The organism is Polaromonas sp., from assembly GCF_030689685.1.
GTDB lineage: Bacteria > Pseudomonadota > Gammaproteobacteria > Burkholderiales > Burkholderiaceae_C > Polaromonas.
Map to the genome: position 1 here is coordinate 1 of NZ_JAUYEY010000037.1, position 25,190 is coordinate 25,190.

22 protein-coding genes and 1 pseudogene are annotated in these 25,190 nt (G+C 61.5%); 2 read left to right on the forward strand and 21 right to left on the reverse strand.

Features of this window, described 5'->3' with window-relative positions:
- Positions 1-212: 212 nt before the first annotated feature.
- From lysS to accD, 3 genes are all read right to left on the reverse strand, one after another.
- Positions 213-1,766, reverse strand: a complete 1,554-nt coding sequence (gene lysS, locus Q8O29_RS09505) for a lysine--tRNA ligase (protein ID WP_305562160.1) — start codon at positions 1,764-1,766, stop codon at positions 213-215.
- A gap of 122 nt (positions 1,767-1,888) precedes the next feature.
- Entirely contained in the window at positions 1,889-2,545 is a 657-nt protein-coding gene (locus tag Q8O29_RS09510; RefSeq protein ID WP_305562162.1) for an LON peptidase substrate-binding domain-containing protein, read from the reverse strand.
- A gap of 243 nt (positions 2,546-2,788) precedes the next feature.
- Positions 2,789-3,661 (reverse strand): acetyl-CoA carboxylase, carboxyltransferase subunit beta, encoded by an 873-nt coding sequence (gene accD / locus Q8O29_RS09515; RefSeq protein WP_305562163.1) that lies wholly within the window; start codon positions 3,659-3,661, stop codon positions 2,789-2,791.
- A 452-nt stretch (positions 3,662-4,113) separates the two neighbouring features.
- Here accD and Q8O29_RS09520 point away from each other — a divergent pair, with 452 nt between their 5' ends.
- Together Q8O29_RS09520 and Q8O29_RS09525 are read left to right on the forward strand one after the other, a co-directional pair.
- Entirely contained in the window at positions 4,114-4,479 is a 366-nt protein-coding gene (locus Q8O29_RS09520) for a type II toxin-antitoxin system HicB family antitoxin (protein ID WP_305562165.1), read from the forward strand.
- Positions 4,476-4,598 carry a hypothetical protein gene (locus Q8O29_RS09525; RefSeq protein WP_305562167.1) on the forward strand — a complete coding sequence of 41 codons (123 nt, stop codon included), beginning with the start codon at positions 4,476-4,478 and terminating at the stop codon, positions 4,596-4,598. The genes Q8O29_RS09520 and Q8O29_RS09525 overlap by 4 nt, the downstream gene beginning before the upstream one ends.
- A 176-nt stretch (positions 4,599-4,774) precedes the next feature.
- Here Q8O29_RS09525 and trpA (Q8O29_RS09530) read toward each other — a convergent pair.
- The 18 genes and pseudogenes from trpA (Q8O29_RS09530) to sdhA all read right to left on the reverse strand — a co-directional run.
- A pseudogene (gene trpA / locus Q8O29_RS09530) lies at positions 4,775-5,275 on the reverse strand (tryptophan synthase subunit alpha); the annotation flags it as partial.
- A gap of 83 nt (positions 5,276-5,358) precedes the next feature.
- Positions 5,359-6,492, reverse strand: a complete 1,134-nt coding sequence (locus tag Q8O29_RS09535; protein WP_305562169.1) for a DNA glycosylase AlkZ-like family protein — start codon at positions 6,490-6,492, stop codon at positions 5,359-5,361.
- Between the two features lie 90 nt (positions 6,493-6,582).
- Complete coding sequence (locus tag Q8O29_RS09540) at positions 6,583-7,857, reverse strand: ATP-binding protein (protein ID WP_305562171.1); 1,275 nt, start codon at positions 7,855-7,857, stop codon at positions 6,583-6,585.
- 169 nt (positions 7,858-8,026) lie between these two features.
- Positions 8,027-8,836 carry a tryptophan synthase subunit alpha gene (trpA, locus tag Q8O29_RS09545; protein WP_305562173.1) on the reverse strand — a complete coding sequence of 270 codons (810 nt, stop codon included), beginning with the start codon at positions 8,834-8,836 and terminating at the stop codon, positions 8,027-8,029.
- Complete coding sequence (trpB, locus tag Q8O29_RS09550; protein ID WP_305562176.1) at positions 8,833-10,101, reverse strand: tryptophan synthase subunit beta; 1,269 nt, start codon at positions 10,099-10,101, stop codon at positions 8,833-8,835. The genes trpA (Q8O29_RS09545) and trpB overlap by 4 nt, the downstream gene beginning before the upstream one ends.
- A complete protein-coding gene (locus tag Q8O29_RS09555; RefSeq protein ID WP_305562178.1) occupies positions 10,079-10,792 on the reverse strand; it encodes a phosphoribosylanthranilate isomerase in 714 nt (237 codons plus the stop codon). The genes trpB and Q8O29_RS09555 overlap by 23 nt, the downstream gene beginning before the upstream one ends.
- Before the next feature lie 160 nt (positions 10,793-10,952).
- Entirely contained in the window at positions 10,953-11,735 is a 783-nt protein-coding gene (gene truA / locus Q8O29_RS09560) for a tRNA pseudouridine(38-40) synthase TruA (RefSeq protein WP_305562180.1), read from the reverse strand.
- A gap of 31 nt (positions 11,736-11,766) precedes the next feature.
- Complete coding sequence (locus Q8O29_RS09565) at positions 11,767-14,364, reverse strand: FimV/HubP family polar landmark protein (protein WP_305562182.1); 2,598 nt, start codon at positions 14,362-14,364, stop codon at positions 11,767-11,769.
- A 258-nt stretch (positions 14,365-14,622) separates the two neighbouring features.
- Complete coding sequence (gene asd, locus Q8O29_RS09570) at positions 14,623-15,762, reverse strand: aspartate-semialdehyde dehydrogenase (protein WP_305562184.1); 1,140 nt, start codon at positions 15,760-15,762, stop codon at positions 14,623-14,625.
- A 259-nt stretch (positions 15,763-16,021) separates the two neighbouring features.
- Positions 16,022-17,092, reverse strand: a complete 1,071-nt coding sequence (gene leuB / locus Q8O29_RS09575; RefSeq protein ID WP_305562186.1) for a 3-isopropylmalate dehydrogenase — start codon at positions 17,090-17,092, stop codon at positions 16,022-16,024.
- Between the two features lie 188 nt (positions 17,093-17,280).
- Positions 17,281-17,931 (reverse strand): 3-isopropylmalate dehydratase small subunit, encoded by a 651-nt coding sequence (leuD, locus tag Q8O29_RS09580; protein WP_305562188.1) that lies wholly within the window; start codon positions 17,929-17,931, stop codon positions 17,281-17,283.
- Positions 17,931-18,068, reverse strand: a complete 138-nt coding sequence (locus Q8O29_RS09585) for an entericidin A/B family lipoprotein (RefSeq protein ID WP_305562189.1) — start codon at positions 18,066-18,068, stop codon at positions 17,931-17,933. The genes leuD and Q8O29_RS09585 overlap by 1 nt, the downstream gene beginning before the upstream one ends.
- A 20-nt stretch (positions 18,069-18,088) precedes the next feature.
- Positions 18,089-19,510, reverse strand: coding sequence for a 3-isopropylmalate dehydratase large subunit (gene leuC, locus Q8O29_RS09590; protein ID WP_305562191.1), 1,422 nt, complete (start codon positions 19,508-19,510; stop codon positions 18,089-18,091).
- 35 nt (positions 19,511-19,545) lie between these two features.
- Complete coding sequence (locus Q8O29_RS09595) at positions 19,546-20,484, reverse strand: LysR family transcriptional regulator (RefSeq protein WP_305562193.1); 939 nt, start codon at positions 20,482-20,484, stop codon at positions 19,546-19,548.
- 509 nt (positions 20,485-20,993) lie between these two features.
- Positions 20,994-22,304: a citrate synthase gene (gene gltA, locus Q8O29_RS09600; protein ID WP_305562195.1), complete on the reverse strand. Its 1,311-nt coding sequence runs from the start codon at positions 22,302-22,304 to the stop codon at positions 20,994-20,996.
- Between the two features lie 22 nt (positions 22,305-22,326).
- Entirely contained in the window at positions 22,327-22,641 is a 315-nt protein-coding gene (locus Q8O29_RS09605; RefSeq protein WP_305562196.1) for a succinate dehydrogenase assembly factor 2, read from the reverse strand.
- Positions 22,642-22,647: 6 nt separating this feature from the next.
- Positions 22,648-23,352, reverse strand: coding sequence for a succinate dehydrogenase iron-sulfur subunit (locus Q8O29_RS09610; RefSeq protein ID WP_305562198.1), 705 nt, complete (start codon positions 23,350-23,352; stop codon positions 22,648-22,650).
- Between the two features lie 19 nt (positions 23,353-23,371).
- Positions 23,372-25,165 (reverse strand): succinate dehydrogenase flavoprotein subunit, encoded by a 1,794-nt coding sequence (sdhA, locus tag Q8O29_RS09615; protein ID WP_305562199.1) that lies wholly within the window; start codon positions 25,163-25,165, stop codon positions 23,372-23,374.
- Positions 25,166-25,190: the final 25 nt, after the last annotated feature.

The window sequence follows — 25,190 nt, forward strand, 5'->3', positions numbered from 1 at the left end:
ATCCGCTCATATGCCGCGACCATGCACAAGCAAGGGGCGAACATCTTTGACTCCCTTGTCGCCGCCTTCAAGGGTGCACCGCCTCAGCCCCGCTTCGGCTGAATCCAGTACGTCTGCCTAAAGTTGGGCTGAGTAGTTACGCCTCCGGTCAGAATTGATGCTATTGAAATAATAGCATATTTTATGACACAGTAAGACTAACAGGTCAATCCTCAAGCCTCGCGCCGCAGCGCCGGAAACAAAATCACGTCGCGGATGCTCGCGCTGTCCGTCAGCAGCATCATGAAGCGGTCGATACCGATGCCGCAGCCGCCAGTGGGCGGCATGCCGTATTCGAGGGCGCGCACGTAGTCGGCGTCGAAGTGCATGGCTTCCTCGTCGCCGCCGTCCTTGGCGTCGGACTGGGCGTGAAAACGCGCGGCCTGGTCTTCAGCGTCGTTGAGCTCGCTGAAGCCGTTGCCAAACTCGCGGCCGGTGATGTAGAGCTCAAAACGCTCGGTCACCTCAGGGCGTGCATCGTTGGCGCGCGCCAGGGGTGATATCTCGGTCGGGTGTTCCATGATGAAGGTCGGCTGCCAGAGTTTTTCTTCCACCGTCTCTTCAAAATAGGTCACCTGCAGGCTAGGCAATGAGCGGGCTTCGAGCTTGTCCTTGGCGCTGTGTTTGCCGAGTTTTTTCAAGGCCTCCAGCAGCCAGGCGGCATTGTCCACATTGGCACCTGCGTCGGTGTGTTTGATGATGGCTTCGCGAATGGTCAGGCGCTCGAAGGGCTGGCTCAGGTCCACAGTCTTGCCCTGGTAGCTGAGCACCGTGCCGCCAGCGACTTGCGTCGCGACGTGGCGGATCAGCTCTTCGGTGTAGGTCATCAGGTCTTCGTAGTTCCACCACGCGGCGTAAAACTCCATCATGGTGAACTCGGGGTTGTGCCGCACGCTGATGCCTTCGTTGCGAAAGCTGCGGTTGATCTCGAACACGCGTTCAAAACCGCCGACGATCAGGCGCTTCAGGTAGAGCTCGGGCGCAATGCGCAAAAACATCTGCTGGTCCAGCGCGTTGTGGTGTGTCACAAAAGGCTTGGCATTGGCACCGCCGGGAATCGGATGCAGCATCGGTGTTTCGACCTCCAGAAAGTCGTGGTCCACCATGAAGCTGCGCATGCTGGACACCGCCTTGCTGCGGTTGGCAAAACGCTGGCGCGCCGCTGCGTCCGTGATCAGGTCCACATACCGCTGGCGGTACTTGAGCTCCTGGTCAGCGACGCCATGGAACTTGTCGGGCAGGGGGCGCAGGCTTTTGGTGACCAGGCGAATGCCGGTGGCGTGAATCGACAGCTCGCCGGTCTTGGTCTTGAACAAGGTGCCGGTGGCGGACATGATGTCGCCCAGGTCCCAATGCTTGAAGGCGTTGTGCACGTCCTCGCCGACACCTTCGTTGTTGATGTAGACCTGAATCCGCCCGCCCGAGGGTCCGAAGGACGCGTCCTGAAGCGTGGCAAAACTGGCCTTGCCCATCACGCGCTTGAGCATCATGCGGCCGGCCACACTGACCGTGACGGCCAGCGGCTCCAGCTCTTCCTTGGTCTTGCCGTCGTACTGCGCAAACAGCGCCTCCGCGCGGTGCTCCGGCTTGATGTCATTGGGAAAGGCCGCGCCCTTGCCTTCGCCCTGGTGCTGGCGCATCAGGCGCAGCTTGTCGCGGCGCTCGGCCATGAGCTGGTTGTCGTCGTGCGCGGGGATGACCGCAGGGCTGGTGGGCGTGTTGGACATGAAAAAAGGTTCTCGAAGAAAGAGGGCAGGCAGGCGTACCGGAAAAAACCGGCAGGACCGGGCCAGGTGCCAAACCCCTGATTTTAGGCTGCGTTGCCGCCTGAACAGGGGGCTGCCATGCGCTACATCGCGATGCCGGTTTTTTCGAGGATGTCGCTGACCAGTTCGAGCCGCACCAGCGGGTTGTCCAACTCCATCAGCCGCTGCTTGAGTTCGACTGGCATGGGCAGCAGCTCGCACCAGCGGTTGGCGACCCAGCCGCAGTCGTCGAGCAGATACGGCGGCTCCAGCGGCATCTGGTCGGCCGGGATGTCACGCTCTTGCAGGCTTTTGATGAGTTTGCCGAGCGCGTTGGCCGCGCCGCGCAGGTCGTCCGGGACGGGGACCACCTGGTCGTCGTCAAGGCGTGTCACATCGGCAATCCACAAGCCGTGTTTGAGTTTTTCATGGCTGGAAATCTCGAAGCGCTGCGCACCGCTGCAGCGGATCACCATCAAGCCCGGCTGCGGCACAGAATAACTGGTGATGGTGGCCAGCGTGCCCACGCCGTGAAAGGCCTCGCTGGCAAAGCCGTCACCGCTGGGGCCGCTCTTGGCCTTGCGCACTTCCGAGCCCTGGGTCAGCGCCACCACACCGAAAGGCGCGCCGGTCTTGTGGCATTTCCCGATCATGTCGAGGTAACGGACCTCAAAAATCCGCAAAGGGAGCAGGCCGCCGGGGTAGAGCACCGTCCCGAGCGGAAACAGCGGCAGCGAGGAAAGGGTGAGGGCTTCGGACATCGGTTCAGGGCGCGAAATTCACGAAAAAAGGATAGCTACGCCCATCTTCCCACGATCCTGCTTTCCCTTGCTCGGGTTATGGCCAGTGCGCTTTCCTGAAGACCGCCGGCCCGAACGCATGGTTTCCAGCGCTCGCAATGGGTTGCTGTGATTATTAAAAGGAAAATAGAGCTCTAGCCCATATCTGGCGTGCGTTACAAGCTATGTTTTTGATAGCAAACCCGGCTCTCATGGCGCCGGGTGTTAAAGGACGGCGTCGGCCGGCTGGCGCAGCAGCATGGCCAGCGAATTGGCTACGGTCTTGCGCAGTTCGCGCCGGTCGCAGATAAAGTCCACCGCGCCTTTGGTCTGCAAAAACTCGGCGCGCTGGAAGCCCTCGGGCAGGGTCACGCGCACCGTCGATTCGATCACGCGCGGGCCGGCAAAACCGATCAGCGCCTTGGGCTCGGCAATCACGATGTCGCCCACAAAAGCGAAGCCGGCGCTGACGCCGCCCATGGTCGGGTCGGTCAGCACGCTGATGTAGGGCAGGCCTTTTTTCGCCAGGCGGGTCAGCGAGGCATTGGTTTTGGCCATCTGCATCAGGCTCAGCAAACCTTCCTGCATGCGCGCGCCGCCGGTGGCGGTGAAGCAGATGAAAGGCACTTTCTGCTCGATCGCGGCATGCACGCCGCGCACAAACCGCTCGCCGACCACGCTGCCCATACTGCCGCCCATGAAGTCGAACTCGAAGCAGGCGACAACAACACCGATGCTGTGCACGGCGCCGCCCATGACGATCAGCGCATCGGTCTCGCCGGTGTTTTCCAGCGCTTCTTTCAGGCGCTCGGGGTATTTGCGGCTGTCCTTGAACTTCAGCGGATCGACCGGCAGCACTTCCTGGCCGATTTCGTAGCGGCCTTCCGGGTCCAGAAAGGCGTCGAGCCGAGCCCTGGCATCCATGCGGTGGTGGTGGCTGCACTGCGGGCAGACATTTTGGTTTTTTTCCAGGTCGGTCTTGTACAGCACGGCTTCGCAGCTCGGGCACTTGACCCACAGGCCCTCGGGCACGCTGCGGCGCTCGGTCGGGTCGGTGGGGGTGATTTTGGGGGGAAGGAGTTTTTCTAGCCAAGACATGGGTTTGCCCTTGAATGTATTGCGGTAAAAACGCTCTTGGATTGAGGTGCGGTGTTCAGCCACGCCCCACGGTTGAAGGTTTGTCATTATGACGCTGTGCAGGCGGTGCAAATCAAACGGCCTAAAAGTCAGAAGGTGCTGCTGCCTATCCCTGAGCTTATCTGTTGATGGAGGTGTGATGAAAGACGCCTTCAATGATCCTGCCTGTAGTATCATTTACTAATGAACACCGCAACAAAACTGCTGATTGCGATGCGGCGTAATCCGCTGGATTGGCAGCTTGCGCAATTGCAAACGGTGGCTCGGTAGCACGGTGTCGGTTGACGGCATGACAAGAGCAGCCATTGCGTGTTTGTTCGCAGTGGTGGGCGCACGCTGTCTGTACCTGCGCATCGCCCCATCAAGCCGGTTTATATCCGTAAATTCATTGAGTTAGTGGAAGGAATTGCACCATGAAACAATTGATTGACTATCCGTTTGAAATCAAACCCCTCAGCAACGAAGACGGTGGCGGTTTTTTGATCTCTTACCCAGACTTTGCTGAATGTATTTCAGATGGCGAGACTGTGGGGGAGGCGATTGCCAATGGCGCTGATGCCCTGCAGGCCACCATCGCTGCGCTGAAAGCGAACAAGCTGCCTGTGCCGCAGCCGGGCAGCGGCGGTGTGGCATCCGGCAAGTTTGTAGCGCGTGTGCCCAAAACAGTACACGCTCAATTGACCATGCGTGCCAAGTCCGAAGGCGTGTCGCTCAATGCCTTGGTGCTGACATTTATCGCACAGGGTTTGGGGGCATCACGCCGCTCTGTTTCGTCATGAACATCACCAAGATGAAGGCTGGCATTGGGCGCGTGAGCAAGCGCGACGGCGCCAGTATGAACCAGTTCGTGGCCATGGCGGCTGCCGAAAAACTGGCCGTGCTGGATGCAGAGGACTAATCTCGCACCCGTGTTGTGCGAGCTGACTTGGCTGCGTTTGACCGCATCATGTCCCGTGCGGGTGGTATGCCGCCGCGTGAGGGGGATGAGCGGTAAGGGTGTTTCTGATGTCCTGTAGCCCAATGAATTTGGGCGCGAGCAGCTATATAAATCGTAGCAAACGAACGGCAAATGCCCTACGAATCCAGCGCCGCGCGAATCTCCGCCAAAAAGTCATGCGCCACACCGGCCACCTTGTCACGCGGCGCGTTTTCAATCAGCTGGATGATGCGTGTGCCTATGACCACCGCATCGGCGACGCGGCCGATGGCAACGGCGGTGGCGGCGTCGCGGATGCCAAAACCGACGCCGACCGGGATGCTGACATGTTCACGTATGCGCGGCAGCATGGCCTCGACAGCACCCAGGCCCAGCGTGCCAGCCCCGGTGACGCCCTTGAGCGAGACGTAATACACATATCCGCTCGCCACCTGGGCCACCTGCGCCATGCGTGCGGCGGTCGAGGTGGGGGCCAGCAGAAAGATCAGGTCCATCTGGTGCGCGCGCAGGGTGGCGGCAAAGGCCTCGCATTCTTCGGGCGGGTAGTCCACGACCAGAATGCCGTCCACCCCGGCTGCTGATGCATCGTGCACAAAGCTGTCCTTGCCGCGCTTGATGTCGTAGGCCTCAATCGGGTTGGTACATTGTTTTTGGGAACTTAAAACTGATAGTGCGCTATCAGACGATTTTTCAGATTGGCCCCGATCATTCGGCTACTGATCTACAAATTCAAGAAACTTTCCATACGCGACAGCTCATCACCCAACGCAGCGCGAAACGCCTTGTCTCGCGGCGCCTGGCCTGCTACGTAACCCAGCTCGGTTTGCAGCACACCTTTTTTGACGGAGAGATTTCCCCAGCCGATCACTTGATCGCGCCAGAGCAAAGGCAATGCGTAATAGCCGCGAATGCGTTTTGGCGCGGGTGTGTAAGCTTCAAAGCGATACGCCCAGCCCCAAAGCAGCTCAAAGCGGCGACGATCCCACACGACGGGGTCAAACGGGGCGAGCAGGCGCACGATGTCGGTTTGCGCAGCGGCGTGGCGCTTGGCTGTGGGCGATTCTCCCGGCGGCCAGTACCAAGTGTTGCGGGTGTTGCCATTCACCTCAGCGCTTGGCAGCCGCGCTTTGGCGCGAGCAAAAGCTGCTGGGCGCTGCGCTTCCCACTGCGGTGCACCGCCGCGCAGCATGCCAATTAACTCACGCAATGAGCGCTCAGGCAAGGGCGCGTATTTCTGCACGATCACATCCACCAATGCGTCCATCGCCTTAGCCGTGTCTGCCGCGCTAGTCGCATTTGCCGCGTCTTCGCCAGCTTGCGGCAAATGCGCTGCCACCGCATAGATGCGCACGCCGCCAATGCGCCCAGCAATGCGCAGCAGGCCGCGGTAGTGCATGCCATCGAGCAGCTGCGTGCTCGCGTTCGTGGAGCCGCCAAACCAATTGCTCACGCGGCCATGCGCAAAATGCGCATCCACCTCGCGTGGATGCGCCACGCCGCGCTCCTGTACAAACGCCAACACGGCTTGCGCCTGCGCCACGCGCGCTTTTGGCCAAGTTACGCGCGGCGTGCGCGGATGCATCAGCGCCTGCGTGCTGCGCGGCAAAAAGCCATAGTTCACAAAGAAATCTTCCTCTAGGCCCAGCACCGTATAGCGCCGCTCCAAATCCCCTGCGCAATAGCCTTTCACGCGATGGCGAAGAATTAAATCTTGCGCCCGCGCCGGTGCACGGATGGGATCTGCCTGCACAAACCCCAGTCGCTTGATTGCGGCAGGCAAGCTCGTCGGCGCAAACAAAGTGCGCGCTACAGCATAGTGACGCAGGGCATCAAGGGTGACGGGTGTGGTGGGCATTTTGAGGGGGGCTTCAACTTTACCAATTCGACTAACCATTGGACCGTCGCGGCCGCTTTGCAGCCGACGTACCTTCTGCCGCCCAGGCTCCTAGCTTGGAGAATCCAGCAACCAGTCCATCGCCAGCACGATGGTCACGCCATCCACCAGCTTTTCGCGCAGGGGCGGCTCCATCGTGATTAGCAGGCATTGTGCGGTGGGGTGTTCAAGTTGCGCGGCTTGCAGGGCGCGGGTTTCGCGGCTGAAGGTGTCTGGGTTGTTGATGTCGGCGCACACCTGAATCAGTGTTTGCTGCCCGTCGTAGCGGGTGGCTAGAAAATCGACCTCGTAGCCCTGCGTGGTGCGCACATAGGCCAGCTGGGCGCCGCGGCGCAGACATTCGTGCAGAACCACCGTCTCCAGTGCATGGCCCGTGTTGGGCTTGCCTGCGGGGTCAAACAGCGCAGATAGCCCGGTATCGACGGGGTAGGATTTACGCGGATTGACCTGGCGGCGGCGCTCGGACTCGCTGGCGATGTGGATGCTGGTGACTAAAAACGTGTCTTCCAGATGCGCCAGGTATTCGTGCAGGCGCTCCTTGCCCACCGCAATGCCGCGCGATTTCAGGTCGTTGAAAAACCTGTTCACACTGAACGCGCCTGCCGCGTTGCCAAGGAGTTGCTGCACCAGCCAGCGCAGTACCTGGGGCTGGGTGACGTTGTGGCGCTCAATCACGTCGCGCAGCAGCACCACATCGACATAGGTTTTAAGCAGTTCCAGCCGTTGGCGTGTGTGCTGGGGGGCCAGCAGGCTTTGCGCCTCAGGAAAGCCGCCAACCGCCAGGTACTGCACCAGTTGGTGATGTGACGCCGAGCGTTGTGCCTTGGTCCAGTGCCTGCTCGGCTGGGTGGGCAATACGCCGTGGTGGCGCAGCATTTCACGAAAGCTGAAGGGCGTGACGATGGCCTCCAGGGCGCGCCCGCGCATGCTGGTGGCAATTTCACGCGACAGCAATTTGGCGGACGAACCGGACAGGTAGATGCCTATCGTTTCAGTGTCCAGAATGCGGCGTACAAAGGTTTCCCAGCCGGGGACGAGTTGAATTTCGTCGAGGAAAAAAATAGTTTTCTGGCTGTCCCGGCGCTCGGGGTGCAGCTTGTAATACTCTTCAACCACGCCCTGCAAGTCCAGCGCAGTCATGCCCGCCAGGCGTTCGTCTTCAAAGCTGAAGTACACCAGCGCCTCGCGCGGCACGCCTTGCGCCAGTTGCTGCGCCATGATTTGCCAGAGCAGCGATGTTTTGCCTGCGCGGCGCATGCCGATCACCGCAATGGCTTTTTGGCTGGCCTCGGGCAACCACACGTCACGCTGCGTTAGCACGGGCATAGGCCGCGCAATGCTGTCAACGATTTTTTGACGAATCGCGCTCCGGTAGCTGTCGAGTGTCGTAGTTGGCGTAATTGATTGATCTTCCATGAAGTACAATAATTAGTAAAGTTATACTTATTATAAGTACCAATTAGAATTTTGACTCAAAATCAACCCGGCGGCTGAATCAAGCGTCCAGCGCGGCCCGAATTTCCGCCAGAAAGTCATGCACCACGCTCGCCACCTTGTCACGCGGTGCATTCTCAGTCAGCTGGATAATGCGTGTGCCTATAACCACTGCATCGGCGACGCGGCTGATGGCCACGGCGGTGGCGGCGTCGCGGATGCCAAAACCGACGCCGACCGGGATGCTGACATGTTCACGTATGCGCGGCAGCATGGCCTCGACAGCACCCAGGTCCAGCGTGCCAGCCCCGGTGACGCCCTTGAGCGAGACGTAGTACACGTAGCCGCTGGCAAGCTGGGCCACCTGCGCCATGCGTGCGGCGGTCGAGGTGGGGGCCAGCAGGAAGATCAGGTCCATCTGGTGGGCGCGCAAGGTGGCGGCAAAGGCCTCGCATTCTTCGGGCGGGTAGTCCACGACCAGAATGCCGTCCACCCCGGCGGCTGATGCATCGTGCACAAAGCTGTCCTTGCCGCGCTTGATGTCGTAGGCCTCAATCGGGTTGGCGTAACCCATCAGCACCACAGGGGTTTTGCTGTCCTGTTGTCGGAACTGCTGCACCATCGCCAGCACCTGTACCAGGCCTATGCCCATGGCCAAAGCCTTGTCGCCCGCCTTCTGAATAACAGGCCCGTCGGCACTGGGGTCGGAAAAAGGCACACCGAGTTCGATCACGTCGGCACCACCGGCCACCATGCCATGCATGATTTCTGGCGTGATGTCCGCAAAGGGAAAACCGGCGGTGACGTAAGGGATCAGGGCTTTGCGGTTTTGCGCCTTCAGCGCTTCAAAGACGGCGGCGATGCGGCTCATGTTGCGGCTCCACTGCCTTTGACGACATGCCCGCGCATCGACGGCCGGTCATAAAAATCAGCCCCGGACAGGTCCGCCACGGTGCCAATGTCCTTGTCGCCGCGGCCCGAGAGGTTGACCAGAATGGACTGGTCGCTGCGCATGGTTTTGGCAAGTTTCATCGCGTAGGCCACCGCGTGGCTGGATTCCAGCGCTGGAATGATGCCTTCGGTACGGCACAGGTAGTGAAAGGCCGACAGTGCTTCTGCGTCGGTGATGCCGACGTATTCGGCGCGGCCGATGTCCTTGAGAAAGGCATGCTCGGGGCCGACACCGGGGTAGTCGAGTCCAGCGCTGATGCTGTGGGTCTCGGTCACCTGGCCGTCCTCGTTTTGCAGCACATAGGTGCGGTTGCCGTGCAAAACGCCGGGTACGCCGCGTTGCAGCGAGGCCGAGTGTTTGCCGCTGTCCATGCCTTCACCAGCGGCTTCGACGCCGATCAGGCGTGTGTTTTCATGGGCGATGTACGAGTGGAAAATGCCCATGGCGTTGCTGCCGCCGCCCACGCAGGCAATCACCGCGTCGGGCTGTCCACCATTGCGAGTTGTGCCTGTCATCTCCGGCATTTGCACCAGGCATTCCTCGCCGATCACGCTCTGGAAGTCGCGCACCATCATCGGGTAAGGGTGCGGGCCGGCCACCGTGCCGATGATGTAGAAGGTGTTGTCCACATTGGCGACCCAGTCGCGCATGGCCTCGTTGAGCGCGTCTTTCAGCGTCTTGCTGCCAGACTCGACCGGCACCACCGTAGCGCCAAGAAGCTTCATGCGGTAGACGTTGGGGCTCTGGCGCTTGACGTCTTCGCTGCCCATGTAGACCACACATTCCAGACCGTAACGCGCGCAGATGGTGGCGGTGGCCACGCCGTGTTGTCCGGCGCCGGTTTCGGCGATCACGCGCGGCTTGCCCATGCGTTTGGCCAGCATGGCCTGGCCGATGGTGTTGTTGATCTTGTGCGCGCCGGTGTGGTTGAGGTCCTCGCGCTTCAGATAAATCTGCGCGCCGCCCTGCTCACGGCTGGTGCGCGCCGCATGGTAGATCGGTGAGGGCCGGCCGACAAAATGCGCGAGCTCGTACTGGAATTCGGCGAGGAATTCCGGGTCGTGCTGGTATTTTGCGTACGCGGCCTTGAGTTCGTTGATCGCGTGGGTCAGTGTTTCGGAGACAAAACTGCCGCCGTAAATCCCGAAGTGGCCTGTAGTGTCAGGTTGTTGGTAGTCGTACATGGTTCTTCACAAGTTGTTCGTCCGCAGCGCGAACGGCTGCAACAAACTGGTTGATTTTCTCAAAGCTCTTGATCCCTTTGGAGATCTCGACGCCCGAACTGACATCAACGGCCAGCGTTTTACAACGCGGCCTGACTTGCAAAACGCCATCGGTCACATTTGCAGGTGTGAGTCCACCAGACAAAACGAGGTGAGCGTTGACGCTTGGAGGAAGAAGTGACCAATTGAATGTTTTTCCGCTGCCGCCAAACCCTTCGACATGCGCGTCGAGCAGGATGGCCTGGGCTTCTTTGAAGTCTTCGGCGTATTTTACGAGATCAAAAGCGGCGCCGCCCTCCGTGAGGCTTTCATCCAGCGGGATGCGGGCCGCGCGCATGAAGGGGCGTCCAGCCTGCAGGCAGGCCGCGGGCGTTTCATCACCATGGAACTGCAGCATGGCCGTCGGCAGCAGGGCGCAGGCGGCCGCGATGGCCGCCGCCGTTTCGTTCACGAACAGCAGCACCGGCGTCACAAAAGGCGGCAGGCGGCTGGCCAGTTCGGCGGCGCGTTCGGCGCTGACGCAGCGCGGACTGGGCGCGTACATGACAAAACCCACGGCATCGGCGCCGGCCGCCACGGCCGCATCCACGTCTTCCTCACGCGTGAGGCCGCAGATCTTGATCCGGGTGCGTAGGGACGGAGAAGATGTCATGAGCCAGGTCCCGACGGATGACAGCGCAGCAAGCTTTCATTCCAGTCGGGGCTGCGGAACCGGCCTTGCCCGGCCCTGAGCCTGTCGATGGACCGGGCCGCAGGCGCAGCGGCCCCTTCGGGAGGCGGCGTGTTACACGAAGTGAAAAGCGTGGGGGCAATCATGGAATCCAATCATAGGCTGGCGCGCGTTCCGGTAACCCGTAACTGGCGTCATACCGCGGTCCCAAAAAATACAGGCCGTCGGGCGAAAACGTGGGTGCGGCGGCGTCACGGCGGCGCGCGTCCCGCACCTGGGCCATCCAGCCGGGCGGCTGCTGGCCCTGGCCGATGGTGACCAGGCAACCCATGATGTTGCGGATCATGTGGTGCAAAAAGGCGTTGGCCTCGAAGTCGAAACGCCAGTAGTCAGCGCGTTGCGATACGTCTATGCGGGTGAGGGTCTTGACCGGGGTTTTGGCCTGGCACTGGGCGGCTCGGAAGGACGAGAAATCATGTTCGCCGACCAGATGCGTGATGGCCTCGCGCATGGCAGCGCCATTCAGCGGGCGGTAGACCCAGCCGACGCGGCCGGCCTCGACGCTGGGACGCACCGGCGAGTCCAGCAGCACGTAGGCATAACGCCGGCTGGTGGCGCTGCCACGGCAGTGGAAGGCGTCGGGAACCTCACGCGCCCACTGCACGGCAATGTCGCGCGGAAGAAAGGCGTTGGTGCCGCGCACCCAGGACGACAGCTCGCGCGCCAGGGCGGTGTTGAAGTGAACCACCTGCATCAGCGCATGCACACCGGCATCGGTGCGCCCCGCGCACAGGGTGCGGATCGGCTGGTCGGCAAACTTGCTGAGTGCCTTTTCGAGCTGGTCCTGAACGGTCTTACCCGACAGCTGGCTTTGCCAGCCCTCGTAGTTGCCGCCGTTGTAACTGAGGCCCAGAGCGATCCTCACGGGCGGCTTTCAGGGAAACGGTGCAAGACCTTCAGGCCAGGGCGTTGATGAAAGCCTGAGCCTTGGCCTTGAGCGAACCACTCGATTGCGCCAGCACTTCCTCGGCCAGGGACCGCGCGCCATCAACGTCGCCAATCGCGCGGAACTCTTCAGCCAGCGCGAACTTGGTCTCCAGCGGGTCTTCCAGGTCCATTGCGGGCGCGGGCGCGGGCGCAGGCGCAGGCGCAGGCGCGATGTTCTGGCTCTCGGTGGTCGGGCCGTCGAGGTCCAGCGACAGCGCGCCCATGTCGAACTCCAACATGCCGCCAGAGGTGTCCAGCGGTGTGGCTGCCGTGGTGACGGCCGGCTCCTCGGTCGTGAAACTCAGACCGGCATCCATAGTTGGCAGGGGCTCGGCAATAGCCGGGGCGGGCGCCGCTGTCGGCATGTCCAGCGTCGCCGAACTGAAGTCCATCCCGTTGTCCAGAGGGGCCGCCGCAGTGATGATCGGCATGGCCAAGGTCTGTTCTGTGCGTGCGACAGGTGCGGGCGCAGGCGCAGGCGCGTCGTCTCCCATTGAAAAATCCAGATCGAGGTCGAAGTCAACCGCCGATGCTTCAGGCTCAACTGCGGGTTCCAAGGCTTGCGGCGCGGTTTGGGTTGCAAAAGTTGCGCTGACAATTCCCACCGCAGCAATTGCAGCGGCAGAGGGGGGCTGGCCATCAGGCTGGTACATCGGGTTGCCGGGGTCCAGGTCACGGCCCATTTCAGCCATGTGCGCCCACTCGCCCCCGTGGCCCTTGGTCAGGTTGAAGGCATCGGTGGCCACTGCTGCAAAGGCTGCGGCGTCGCGGCGCTTCGCATAAATCTCCATCAGCTTGGCATGGATGGCAATGCGGGTTGGACTGACACGTATGGCTTCCTTGAGGATTTCCTCGGCCTGCAAATCACGCCCGTAGGCCAGGTAGACATCCGCTTCGGCCACCGGGTCCACGTCGCCGGCGGCATCGAGCTGGCTTGGCGAGTACACCATGGACGAGCCAGTGACATTGACCTCGTTGGTGTCGATACGCTGGCCGCCGCTGGCGCCGAAGAAGGAGTCGGGCTGCAGGCGGCTTTCCAGGAAGGAGCTGTCCACAGCGACGGCATTTTTGCGCTGGCGCGCGCGGAAAATGCCCAGGGCCAGCAACAGCAACAGCAGGATGGCGGCACCGGCGAGGAGCAGCGGGTTTTCAAGCAGTTCGTCAACCAGGCTCGGTTCTGGCGGCGGAGGGGGCGGCACCACCACTGGTTTTTTCACGGGCACAGCAGCCGGTGCTGCCGCACTGGCTGCTGGTGTGGCGGTTATTGCAGCGCTGGCGGCAGGTAGGGCCGCAGTTGCGGCCGGGGCGGTGGTGACTGCTGCGGTGCTGCTGGCCGGCGCCATGGGTGTAGCCGGTGCGGTGGCAGCAGGTGAACTGCCTGTCAGTGTGCCGGGGCTGGTAACTGCGACGCCGGGCGCCGGAGAAGCCGGCGTGGATGGACTGCCCAGCTTGTTCAAGTCGGCGATGTTTTTTGACAGCTCGGCGACGCGCGCTGCGGCTTCCTTGGATTGGCGATCCTGGGCAATTTTTTCTTCCGCTGCCGCCTTGCCCTGTACCGCGCCTTTGGACAGGGTCAGCTTGTCGGGCGTTGTGGCAGCCGGTGCCTTGTCTTCCACCTTGGCCTGGACCTGGCCTGCGGCCTGTCGGTCGGCGCCAGCGGTCTGGGTGGCGGGTGCGCTTTCGGCGAGCTTGCGGCGGAAGGCATTGAAGTCCCGGCTTTGCGCGACGATGGTGCGGCTGGCTTCGCCGGCGGAAACGGCTTCAGCCTGGTCAGAGCCTGGCACTTCCAGTACGGCGCCAGCCTTGAGGCGGTTGACATTGCCACCAATGAAGGCATCCGGGTTGCTGCGCAGCAGGGCCACCAGCATCTGGTCCAGTGAGACGCTGGCGGGTTTGGTCTGTGCCGCGATCTTGCCGGCGGTGTCTCCGGTTTTGGCGGTGACGGTCTGGCCGCTAGGTGACGGGGCACGTGTTGTGGCGGCGGGGGCGGGTGGTGGCGGTGCCGCGGGCCGGACGGCAGGCGCCGGCATGGGCATAGGTGGGCTGGGCCGTGAAGGGGGAGCGGCGGCCGGTGGCAGCGTGGCGACGGGTGCCGGCGGACGTGACACCAGGGGCGCGGTTGGCGCGGGCATGGGCTGGGCAGTGGCGCGCAGGTTGGGCGGGTCAAACAACATCGTGTAGTCACGCACGATGCGCCCGGATGCCCATCGGGCTTCCAGAATCAGATCAACAAAAGGTTCGCTGACCGGCCTGTCGCTGCTCAAACGCAGATAAGACCGGCCATCGGGGCGGCGCTGCAGGGTGATCTGCACATTGGTAACGGCAGCGCTGTATTCCAGGCCTGCGGACTTGAAGGCATCGGCACTGGCGACGCTGGCGCGCAGGGTGGCGGCCTCCTCGGCGTTGATCTCGGCAATGTCGATTTCAGCGCGCAAGGGTTCGCCGAGTGCCGACTGGACGGTGACCCGGCCCAAACCCAGGGCCTGGACCTCCAAACTGGTGAAGCTGCCTAGCAGGGCAATGGCGGCTGCAACGGCACCGATACGCCAGCGGCGAGGATGATTCATGGGAATGTGAGCCTCCGATGCTCCGTCTGCATAAAATTTTATTCTGCTGGTCCGCACAAAAACCTCAACGCGAATTTTCGACAAACAACATTAACATCAAGGCATTAGGCTGACAAGCTAAGACAGCACTTAAGTTTTGACACCGTGGATTAGCATCAACTTACAAGTTTGGGTTGTTGTCTGACGACAACGTATCGTCACAAGTGGTTACGGTTGTGGCCGGACGCAATCAGTCGTCATGTCGCGCCCGACCTTGCTTTAACCCTGAATCAAGATACGCAACATGCGCCGCAGCGGTTCGGCCGCACCCCAGAGCAACTGGTCGCCGATGGTGAAGGCGCCCAGGTAGTCGCCACCCATGGCGAGTTTGCGCAGGCGGCCGACGGGAATGCTCATGGTGCCAGTGACGGCTACAGGCGTCAGGTCGGTGATGCTGGCCTCGCGCGTGTTCGGCACGACTTTGACCCACGCGTTGTCGGCCGCGATCAGGGCCTCGATGTCGGCCAGCGGTACGTCCTTCTTGAGCTTGAAGGTCAGCGCCTGGCTGTGGCAGCGCATCGCGCCAATGCGCACGCAGAAACCGTCCACCGGCGTTTCAGCGGTGCCGAAGCTGGCACCCTGGCCCAGGATCTTGTTGGTTTCGGCGCCGCCTTTCCACTCTTCCTTGCTCATGCCATCGCCCAAATCCTTGTCGATCCAGGGAATCAGGCTGCCGCCCAACGGTACGCCGAAGTTCGCCATCTCGGCGGCGCCCAGCGACTGCTGCTTGGCCAGGATGCGACGGTCTATCTCCAGAATGGCGGACTTCGGATCGTCCAGCAAGGCTTTGACCTCGCCGTTGAGCGAGCCGAACTGGGTCAACAGTTCACGCATGTGCTGCGCACCGCCGCCCGAGGCCGCCTGGTAGGTCATGCTGGTCATCCACTCGACCAGCCCGGCCTTGTACAGCGCGCCCACGCCCATCAGCATGCAGCTAACGGTGCAGTTGCCGCCTATCCAGTTTTTGCCGCCCGCCGCCATGGCTTTCTGGATGACCGGCAGGTTGACCGGGTCCAGCACGATGATGGCGTCGTCGTTCATGCGGAGCGTCGATGCGGCGTCAATCCAGTGGCCATTCCAGCCGGCAGCGCGCAGCTTGGGGTACACCTCGGAGGTGTAGTCACCGCCCTGAGCGGTGATGATGACATCGCACTTTTTCAGCGCCGCAATATCGAACGCGTCTTTCAGCGTGGTTTCGTTCTTCGCCTCGGCCGGGGCCTTGCCACCGGCGTTGGAGGTGGAAAAGAAGACCGGCTCGATCAGGTCGAAGTCGCCTTCGGCCTGCATGCGATCGATCAGCACCGAGCCGACCATGCCGCGCCAGCCTACGAGTCCTGTGAGATTTCCTGCGAGTTTCATGGGATGCCCTTTTTCAAAAAAATATGTTTTTTGACCCGGCCCATCGGGCCGGCAGGGCACGACGAACCAGGCTTGCTAGCCTTTAATGGTTGTCGTTTTGGTGGTCTGGGAAAAAACCGGCGCGCCACAGCCCGCGCGCGAGGCGGCGGGGCAGTGGGTGAGGGCGGGGCTTTTACGCATGCTGCTGATTGTAGCCCCGCCCATCAGCGGCGCCGGTATGCCCGGGGCTTGAAATGCGCTGTTTTGCGGTTAAAAAACGTCAGATCAAAGCCTGGACGACCGCATCGCCCATCGCCACCGTGCCGACTTTGGTCGTGCCTTCGCTGTAGATATCAGGCGTACGCAGGCCCTGTGTCAACACCGCGTCCACGGCTTTTTCGATGCGCGCGGCGGCGTCTGGCTGGTTCAGGCTGAAGCGCAGCATCATGGCTGCGCTCAGTATCGTGGCCAGCGGGTTGGCCACGCCTTTGCCGGCAATGTCAGGTGCGCTGCCGTGGCTGGGTTCGTACAGGCCCTGATTTTTGGTGTTCAGGCTGGCCGACGGCAGCATGCCGATGCTGCCGGTCAGCATGGCGGCCGCGTCGCTCAGGATGTCGCCGAACATGTTGCCGGTCACGACCACGTCAAACTTCTTCGGCGCCTTGACCAGTTGCATGGCGGCGTTGTCCACATACATATGGTCCAGCGCCACGTCGGGGTACTGACTCCCAACTTCAGTCACGATGTCTTTCCAGAACTGGAAGGTCTCCAGCACATTGGCCTTGTCCACGCTGGTCACACGGCTGCCGCGTTTGCGCGCTGCCTGGAAGGCGACATGGGCGATGCGTTCGATCTCGGGGCGCGAATAACGCATGGTGTCGAAGGCTTCTTCGGCGCCGGGAAAATGTCCATCGGACGAAACGCGGCGGCCACGCGGCTGGCCAAAATAGATGTCGCCGGTCAGCTCGCGGATGATCAGGATGTCCAGGCCCGCCACCAGTTCGCGCTTCAGGCTGGAGGCGTCGACCAGTTGCGGGTAACAGATGGCAGGGCGGAAGTTGGCGAACAGGCCCATGTTTTTGCGCAGGCCCAGGATGGCCTGCTCGGGGCGCAGCGGGCGGTCGAGTTTGTCGTACTTCCAGTCGCCGACCGCGCCGAACAGCACCGCGTCGGAGGCTTGTGCCAGCTTCAGCGTGGCCTCGGGCAGGGGGTGGCCGTGGGCTTCGTAAGCGGCGCCGCCGACCAGCGCGGTCTCGGTTTCAAATTTCAGGTCCAGTGCGTTCAGTACCTTGACGGCTTCGGCGACGATTTCGGTGCCTATGCCGTCACCGGGAAGAATTGCGATTTTCATGGTTGGATGTTCTTTTGCTATGTTTTTTGTAGCTGCTTGCGCCCGAATTGATTGGGCTAGAGGATGAATTTATTCACGGTAGAGAGCGCAAATCAATTCAATTTGAACAAGGAGATCAAGAGGAAAGGAGGAAGACAAATTTTTTTCTCCTGATCTCATTGATCTCCTTGTTCAAATCGCATTCCGTATCAACCGGCCATCGTATGGTTTAACCACGGCTTGATCGCCAGCCGCTCGGCTTCAAAGGCCTTGATCTTGTCGGCCTGGCGCAGGGTCAGGCCGATGTCGTCGTAACCACCGAGCAGGCAGAATTTCTTGAAGGCCTGCACCTCGAAGACAATTTCTTCGCCTTGCGGCTTGATCACCACCTGGCGCTCTAGGTCGATGGTGAGTTGGTAGCCGGGGAAAGCCAGCGCTTCATCAAATAGCTGGCTGACTTGCGCTTCGCTCAGAGCTATGGGCAGCAGGCCGTTCTTGAAGCTGTTGTTGAAAAAGATGTCGGCGTAACTCGGCGCGATGATGGCGCGAAAGCCGTACTGGTCCAGCGCCCAGGGCGCATGTTCGCGCGAGGAACCGCAGCCAAAGTTCTTGCGCGCCAGCAGAATGGACGCGCCATGGTAGCGCGGCTGGTTCAGCACGAAGTCCGGGTTGGGGCGGCGGCTGGTTGGGTCCTGGCCGGGAAAACCGGCGTCCAGATAACGCCAGGCATCAAACAGATTCGGGCCAAAGCCGGTCTTGCGGATGGACTTGAGGAACTGCTTGGGAATGATCGCGTCGGTGTCGACGTTCTCGCGGTCCATGGGTGCGACCAGGCCTTTGTGTACGGTAAAGGGTTTCATTACTTCTTCGCCTTGTCTTCAATCTTTTCTCCGACCTTTTGCAGGTCTTGCCCAAAGCCCCGGGCGGTGTTGCAGCCAGCCAGCACAAAGGCGATGGCAGCCAGCGACAGTGCAAGCAGTGAGGTGATTTTTTTCATGATGGCTCTCCTGAAGTGGGTTATGAAAACTTGCGGATATCGACGAAGTGACCATGAACCGCAGCCGCCGCAGCCATGGCCGGACTGACCAGATGCGTACGGCCGCCGGCACCCTGCCGGCCTTCGAAGTTGCGGTTGCTGGTCGAGGCGCAGCGTTCGCCCGGCTCAAGCCGGTCGGCGTTCATGGCCAGGCACATGGAGCAGCCGGGCTCGCGCCACTCAAAACCTGCCGCCACAAAAATCTTGTCCAGGCCTTCACGCTCGGCCTGTTCCTTCACCAGGCCCGAGCCCGGCACGACCAGCGCCAGCTTGACGTTGCCCGCCACCTTCTGGCCGATTTTCTGGATGATGGCGGCAGCTTCGCGCATGTCTTCGATGCGGCTGTTGGTGCAGGAGCCAATGAAGACCTTGTCCACCATGATGTCGTTGATCGCCTTGCCCGGTTGCAGACCCATGTAGGTCAACGCGCGCTCGATGGCATCACGCTTGTTGGCGTCTTTTTCCTTGTCCGGGTCCGGCACGCGGTCGTCGATGGACAGCACCATCTCGGGCGAGGTGCCCCAGGTGACCTGCGGGCGGATCTGGCTGGCGTCGAGTTTGACCACGGTGTCGAATTTGGCGTCGGCGTCAGACTGCAGCGTGTTCCAGTACAACACCGCCTGGTCCCACTCCACCCCAGTGGGTGCCAAGGGCCGGCCCTTGACGTAGGCAATGGTCTTGGCGTCCACCGCCACCAGCCCGGCGCGGGCGCCAGCTTCTATGGCCATGTTGCAGACCGTCATGCGCGCTTCCATGCTGAGCGCGCGTATGGCCGGGCCGCCAAATTCAATCGTGTAGCCGGTGCCGCCGGCGGTGCCGATTTTGCCGATGATGGCCAGCACGATGTCTTTGCCGGTCAGGCCGGGCGCCAGCGTGCCGTCCACTTGCACCAGCATGTTTTTCGCCTTTTTTGCCAGCAGCGTCTGCGTGGCCATCACATGTTCCACCTCGCTGGTGCCTATGCCGTGGGCCAGCGCGCCAAAGGCGCCGTGGGTCGAGGTGTGCGAGTCGCCGCAGACCACCGTCATGCCGGGCAGGGTGGCACCGGTCTCAGGGCCGATCACATGAACGATGCCCTGGCGTTGTGACAGGAAGGGGAAGTAAGCCGCTGCGCCGAACTCGGCGATGTTGCTGTCCAGCGTGGTGATCTGCTCCTTGCTGACCAGATCGGTGATGCCGTCGTAACCCAGCTCCCAGCCAGTGGTGGGCGTGTTGTGGTCGGCGGTGGCCACGATGGAGCTGATGCGCCAGACCTTGCGGCCGGCCTCGCGCAGGCCTTCAAACGCCTGCGGGCTGGTGACCTCGTGCACCAGGTGCCGGTCGATGTAGAGGATGGCGGTGCCGTCGTCTTCGGTGTGGACAACGTGTTCGTCCCAGAGTTTGTCGTAAAGCGTGCGTCCCATGGTGTGTTCCTTCGTGGTTGGCTGATTTTAATTTGTTAACTTGTGGCGGCTGCGGGCAGGACGGTATGCGCGGTGAGGTGATCGACCAGCAGGCGCGCGGTGACCGGCAGGCTGGAAAAGTCGCGCGCCACCAGTTCGATCTGGCGTGTTGCCCAGTCGTTGGTGAGGGTCACGGCTTCGAGTTCCCCGACGCCGTGCATCAGCTCGAATGCGCGCTGCGGCATCACGCCGACGCCCAGGCGGTTGTGGATCATGCGGCACATGGCGTCGAGTCCGGTGACGTGAATGCGCAGCTTGATGGTGCGGCCGGCCAGCGCGGCGGCGTCGCGCATCGCCAGGTAAATCGAGCTGTTCGAGTGCAGGCCAACATGGTCGAAGTCCAGGCTGTCCTCGAACGCGATCGCGTCCTGCTCGCCGAGCGCGTGGCCGCGCGGCACGATCAGCACCAGCCGGTCCTGCCGGTAAGGCAGGGCCAGCAGGCCGCCAATGCCGTCGGCGGTATTGCAGATGCCCAAGTCAGCTGCGCCTTCCTGCACCGCGCGCACAACTTCCGTGCTCAAGTGCTCCTCAAGATCAATTTTGACCCCGGGGTGCTGGGCGATGAAGGCGCCCAGGTCTTCCGGCAAAAACTGCACGATGGCCGAGATGCTGGCGTGTACCCGCACATGGCCGCGCACGCCGGCTGCGTATTCGCTCAGTTCGCCCTGCATTTTCTCAAGGCTGAACTGCACCGAACGCGCATGGTGCAGCAGGCTCTGCCCCGCAGGCGTCAGATCCACGCCGCGCGTGTGGCGGTACAGCAGCGCAGTGTCGAGCGCGGCTTCCAGATCGCTCAGGCGTTTGCTCACGGCAGAGGCCGCAATGAACTCGCGCTCCGCCGCCTTGCCGATGCTGCCGAGCTCACACACCGCCACAAACAGCTGTAGCGAGGTGAGGTCAATCCGGCGGGCGAAGTTGCGTTCCGAGCTTTTCATGAAATGGTCAAAGTCATCGCGCTTTGCGATGAATTGCCATTTTGCAGCCATATTCGAGGGTTTGTCATCGCGGTATGCGATGACTGGCGTACCCGGCGGTGATGGTCTGGAAGCCATTCTCCTCAAAGTTATCGGCCTTTTAGGGCTCTGGCCCTTACTGGACGGGCGCGAGCAGCTATTGAAATGATAGCGACTGCCAGTCGATGATTTTGGCTGGATCGAACGCACGGACCCGGGGGTCCACGTTGTACCCACCGAACTCGGTGTAGCGCAGCAGATGCCGGTCGCAGCGGCTGCAGTGCCAGGCTTCCCAGCGGTATCCGGCCAGGCTTTCCCAGCCTTCGCAGGCGCCGGGTGCGCGGCGGTCGCGCTGACGGTGGAGCGCAATTCGGTCGCAGTCTGGATGAATTGCAAGGGTGCCCTCCGGTGGCGGTGATAAACGCAAAAAAGCCCGCCGGTGTTGCCACGGGCGGGCGTTGCTGATGCAGGCTGTGAGACGTGATCCGGGTTCAGCGGGCGCTGAGGGGTTTCACGTCGCGCTGAACCGAACCGTTGAATAGCTGGCGCGGACGGCCGATTTTGTATTCAGGGTCGCCAATCATCTCGTTGAGCTGGGCAATCCAGCCGACCGTGCGGGCCAGCGCAAAGATGGCGGTGAACAGCGGCACCGGAACACCAATGGCGCGCTGCACGATGCCGGAGTAGAAGTCCACATTCGGGTAGAGCTTGCGCGAAACGAAATATTCGTCTTCCAGTGCAATTTTTTCCAGCGCCATGGCCAGCTTGAACAGCGGGTCGTTTTCCAGACCCATCTCGCTCAGCACTTCCTTGCAGGTTTCCTGCATCAGCTTGGCGCGCGGGTCGTAGTTTTTGTAAACACGGTGGCCAAAACCCATGAGCTTGACGCCGGAGTTTTTGTCTTTGACCTGCTTGATGAATTCGCCGATTTTTTCGATGCCGCCGGCTTTCTGGATGTCGCCCAGCATGTTGAGTGCCGCTTCGTTGGCGCCGCCGTGGGCCGGGCCCCAGAGGCAGGCGACGCCGGCAGCAATCGCTGCAAACGGGTTGGTGCCCGACGAGCCGCACAGACGCACCGTGGAGGTCGATGCGTTTTGCTCGTGGTCGGCATGCAGGATGAAAATGCGGTCCAGCGCGCGCTCCAGCACCGGGTTGACCTTGTACTCTTCACACGGCGTGGCAAACATCATGTGCAAAAAATTGCCGGCGTAGCTCAGGTTGTTCTTCGGGTACATATAGGGCTGACCCATGGTGTACTTGTAGGCCATGGCAACCAAGGTCGGCATCTTGGCGATCAGGCGGATCGCTGCGATCTCGCGGTGCTGGGGGTTGGTGATGTCGGTGCTGTCATGGTAGAAGGCCGACAACGCGCCGACCAGGCCGGTCATGATGGCCATGGGATGCGCGTCGCGGCGGAAGCCGCGCAGAAAAAACTGCATCTGCTCATTGACCATGGTGTGGTTGGTCACGCGGCTGACAAAATCCTTCTTCTGGTCACCGTTGGGCAGCTCGCCGTAGAGCAGCAGGTGGCAGGTTTCCATGTAGTCGCAGTTGGTGGCCAGTTGCTCGATCGGGTAGCCACGGTACAGCAGCTCGCCCTTGTCGCCATCGATATAGGTGATGGCCGACTGACAGGCCGCCGTGGACATGAAACCCGGGTCATAAGTAAACATGCCGGTCTGCGCGTACAGTTTGCGGATATCGACCACATCGGGGCCGACGGTGCCGTGGTACACCGGCAATTCGACACTGGGGCTGCCGTTGCTGAAGGAAAGGGTGGCTTTGTTGTCGGCTAGCTTCATTTCTTGCTTCTTTCTTGTCAAATCAAATGGGGGCGGACTGCTGGCCTGTTGCGGCGGCGCGAATCAAGTTTAAGACCTCTCGCGCCGCATAAGTAGATGCACTTACCTGAGCGCTTGCTTCTGCAAGCTGGTCGGGCTCTCGGCGTTTCAGAAAAAGGTCCAGCAAATCGTTGTCGGACAGGTCCATTAAATCATTCAAGCCTTGGGCCTGGCTGACGGTCAGCGTGGCCTCGTGCCGTCTGAAAAACTTCTCGATCAACAGGTCGTTTTCAAGCAAACCACGGCGGCAGCGCCACTTGAGTTTGCTCAGGGACCGCTCGTCGAGAAGCTCGTCCATCGCGTTCTAGACGGCCCGCAGGACCATCATTTCCTTGATTTTTCCAATCGCCTTGCTCGGGTTCAGGCCCTTGGGGCAAACATCGACGCAATTCATGATGGTGTGGCAGCGGAACAGGCGGTACGGGTCTTCCAGGTTGTCCAGGCGCTCGGCAGTGGCTTCGTCCCTGGAGTCGGCGATGAAGCGGTAAGCCTGTAGCAGGCCGGCCGGGCCGACGAACTTGTCCGGGTTCCACCAGAAGCTGGGGCAGGCCGTAGAGCAGCTCGCGCACAGAATGCACTCGTACAAGCCGTTGAGCTCGTCACGCTCTTCGGGGCTTTGCAGGCGCTCTTTTTCGGGTGGCACGTTATCGTTGATCAGGTAGGGCTTGATCGAGTTGTACTGCTTGAAGAACTGCGTCATGTCAACGATCAGGTCGCGCACCACGGGCAGGCCAGGCAGCGGCTTGAGCACAATCGTGCCCGGCAGGGTGCGCATGTTGGTCAGGCAGGCCAGGCCGTTCTTGCCGTTGATGTTCATCGCGTCCGAACCGCAAACGCCTTCACGGCAGGAGCGGCGGAAGCTGATGGTCGGATCCTGCGCCTTGAGCTTCATCAGGGCGTCGAGCAACATGCGCTCGCTGCCATCGAGCTCGACCTCTATGGTCTGCATGTAGGGTTTGGCGTCCTGGTCGGGGTCGTAGCGGTAGATCTTGAATGTGCGTATGGTCATGGGGTTCCCGCTTGTCTTTTTAGAAGGAGCGAACGGTCAGGGGGATGGAGTCCACGGTCAGCGGCTTCATCTGCACTGGCTTGTAGCTCAGGCGGTTGCCTTCGCTGTGCCACAGGGTGTGTTTGTGCCAGTCGGTGTCGTTGCGGCCGTTCGGGTGCTCGGGTGTGTCGCCGTAGTCATCCACCGAATGTGCACCGCGGCTTTCCTTGCGGGCAGCGGCCGAGACGATGGTGGCTTGCGCCGCCTCGATCAGGTTCTCCACTTCGAGCGCCTCGATGCGCGCGGTGTTGAAAATCCTGGACTTGTCTTTCAGGCCGATGTTGTTGACGCGATCACGCAGGGCGGCGATTTTCGTCACACCTTCGTCCATGATGGCCTGGGTGCGGAACACGCCCGCATGCTGCTGCATCGCGGCGCGTATGTCGTTAGCCACGTCTTGCGCGTATTCGCCGCCGGTGGCGTTGTCCAGGCGCGCAATACGTGCCAGTGTGGCGTTGGCAGCGTCAAGCGGCAAGGCCTTGTGCTTGGTGGTCTTGTTGAATTCGACGATGTGATTGCCGGCTGCACGGCCGAACACCAGCAGATCGAGCAGCGAGTTGGTGCCCAGGCGATTCGCGCCGTGCACACTGACACAGGCGCATTCTCCGACCGCATACAGGCCATTGACGACCTCGCTTTTGTTCTCGGCATTTTGCGTGACCACCTGGCCGTGGATGTTGGTCGGGATGCCGCCCATCTGGTAGTGGATGGTGGGCACGACGGGAATCGGCTCTTTGGTGATATCGACGTTGGCAAAGTTGTGGCCAATCTCGAACACCGAGGGCAGGCGCTTCATGATGGTCTCGGCGCCCAGATGCGTCATGTCCAGGTTGATGTAGTCCTTGTTCGGGCCGCAGCCACGGCCTTCCTTGATCTCCTGGTCCATGCAGCGCGAGACGTAGTCGCGCGGCGCCAGGTCTTTGTAGGCCGGTGCATAACGCTCCATGAAGCGCTCGCCATTGCTGTTGCGCAAAATCGCGCCTTCGCCGCGGCAGCCTTCGGTCAGCAGCACACCAGCGCCGGCCACGCCGGTGGGGTGGAACTGCCAGAACTCCATGTCTTCCAGCGGAATGCCGGCACGTGCCGCCATGCCCAGGCCGTCGCCGGTGTTGATGAAGGCGTTGGTGGATGCCGCAAAAATCCGGCCAGCGCCGCCGGTGGCCAGCATGGTGGTCTTGGCTTCGAAGATGTGGACGTCACCGGTTTCCATTTCGACGGCTGAGACACCGACAACGTCGCCGTCGGCGTCGCGGATCAGGTCCAGCGCCATCCATTCGACGAAGAAGCTGGTTTTTTCCTTGACGTTCTGCTGATACAGCGTGTGCAGCATGGCGTGGCCGGTGCGGTCGGCGGCGGCGCAGGCGCGCTGCACCGGCTTTTCACCGTAGTTGGCAGTGTGGCCGCCGAAAGGGCGCTGGTAAATCGTGCCGTCCGGGTTGCGGTCGAAAGGCATGCCCATGTGCTCGAGGTCGTACACGACCTTGGGGGCTTCGCGGCACATGAACTCGATCGCGTCCTGGTCGCCAAGCCAGTCGGAGCCCTTGACGGTGTCGTAGAAGTGATAGTGCCAGTTGTCCTCGGACATGTTGCCGAGCGAGGCGCCAATGCCGCCCTGGGCCGCAACCGTGTGCGAGCGGGTCGGGAATACCTTGGAAAGCACGGCGACGTTGAGGCCGGCACGTGCCAGCTGCAGGGAGGCGCGCATGCCGGAGCCGCCGGCCCCGACGATCACCACGTCAATTTTTCTTTTGGGAAGCTGGGAGGTAGCAGTCATGATTTGTTGAAGTCTCGTGGTCAGG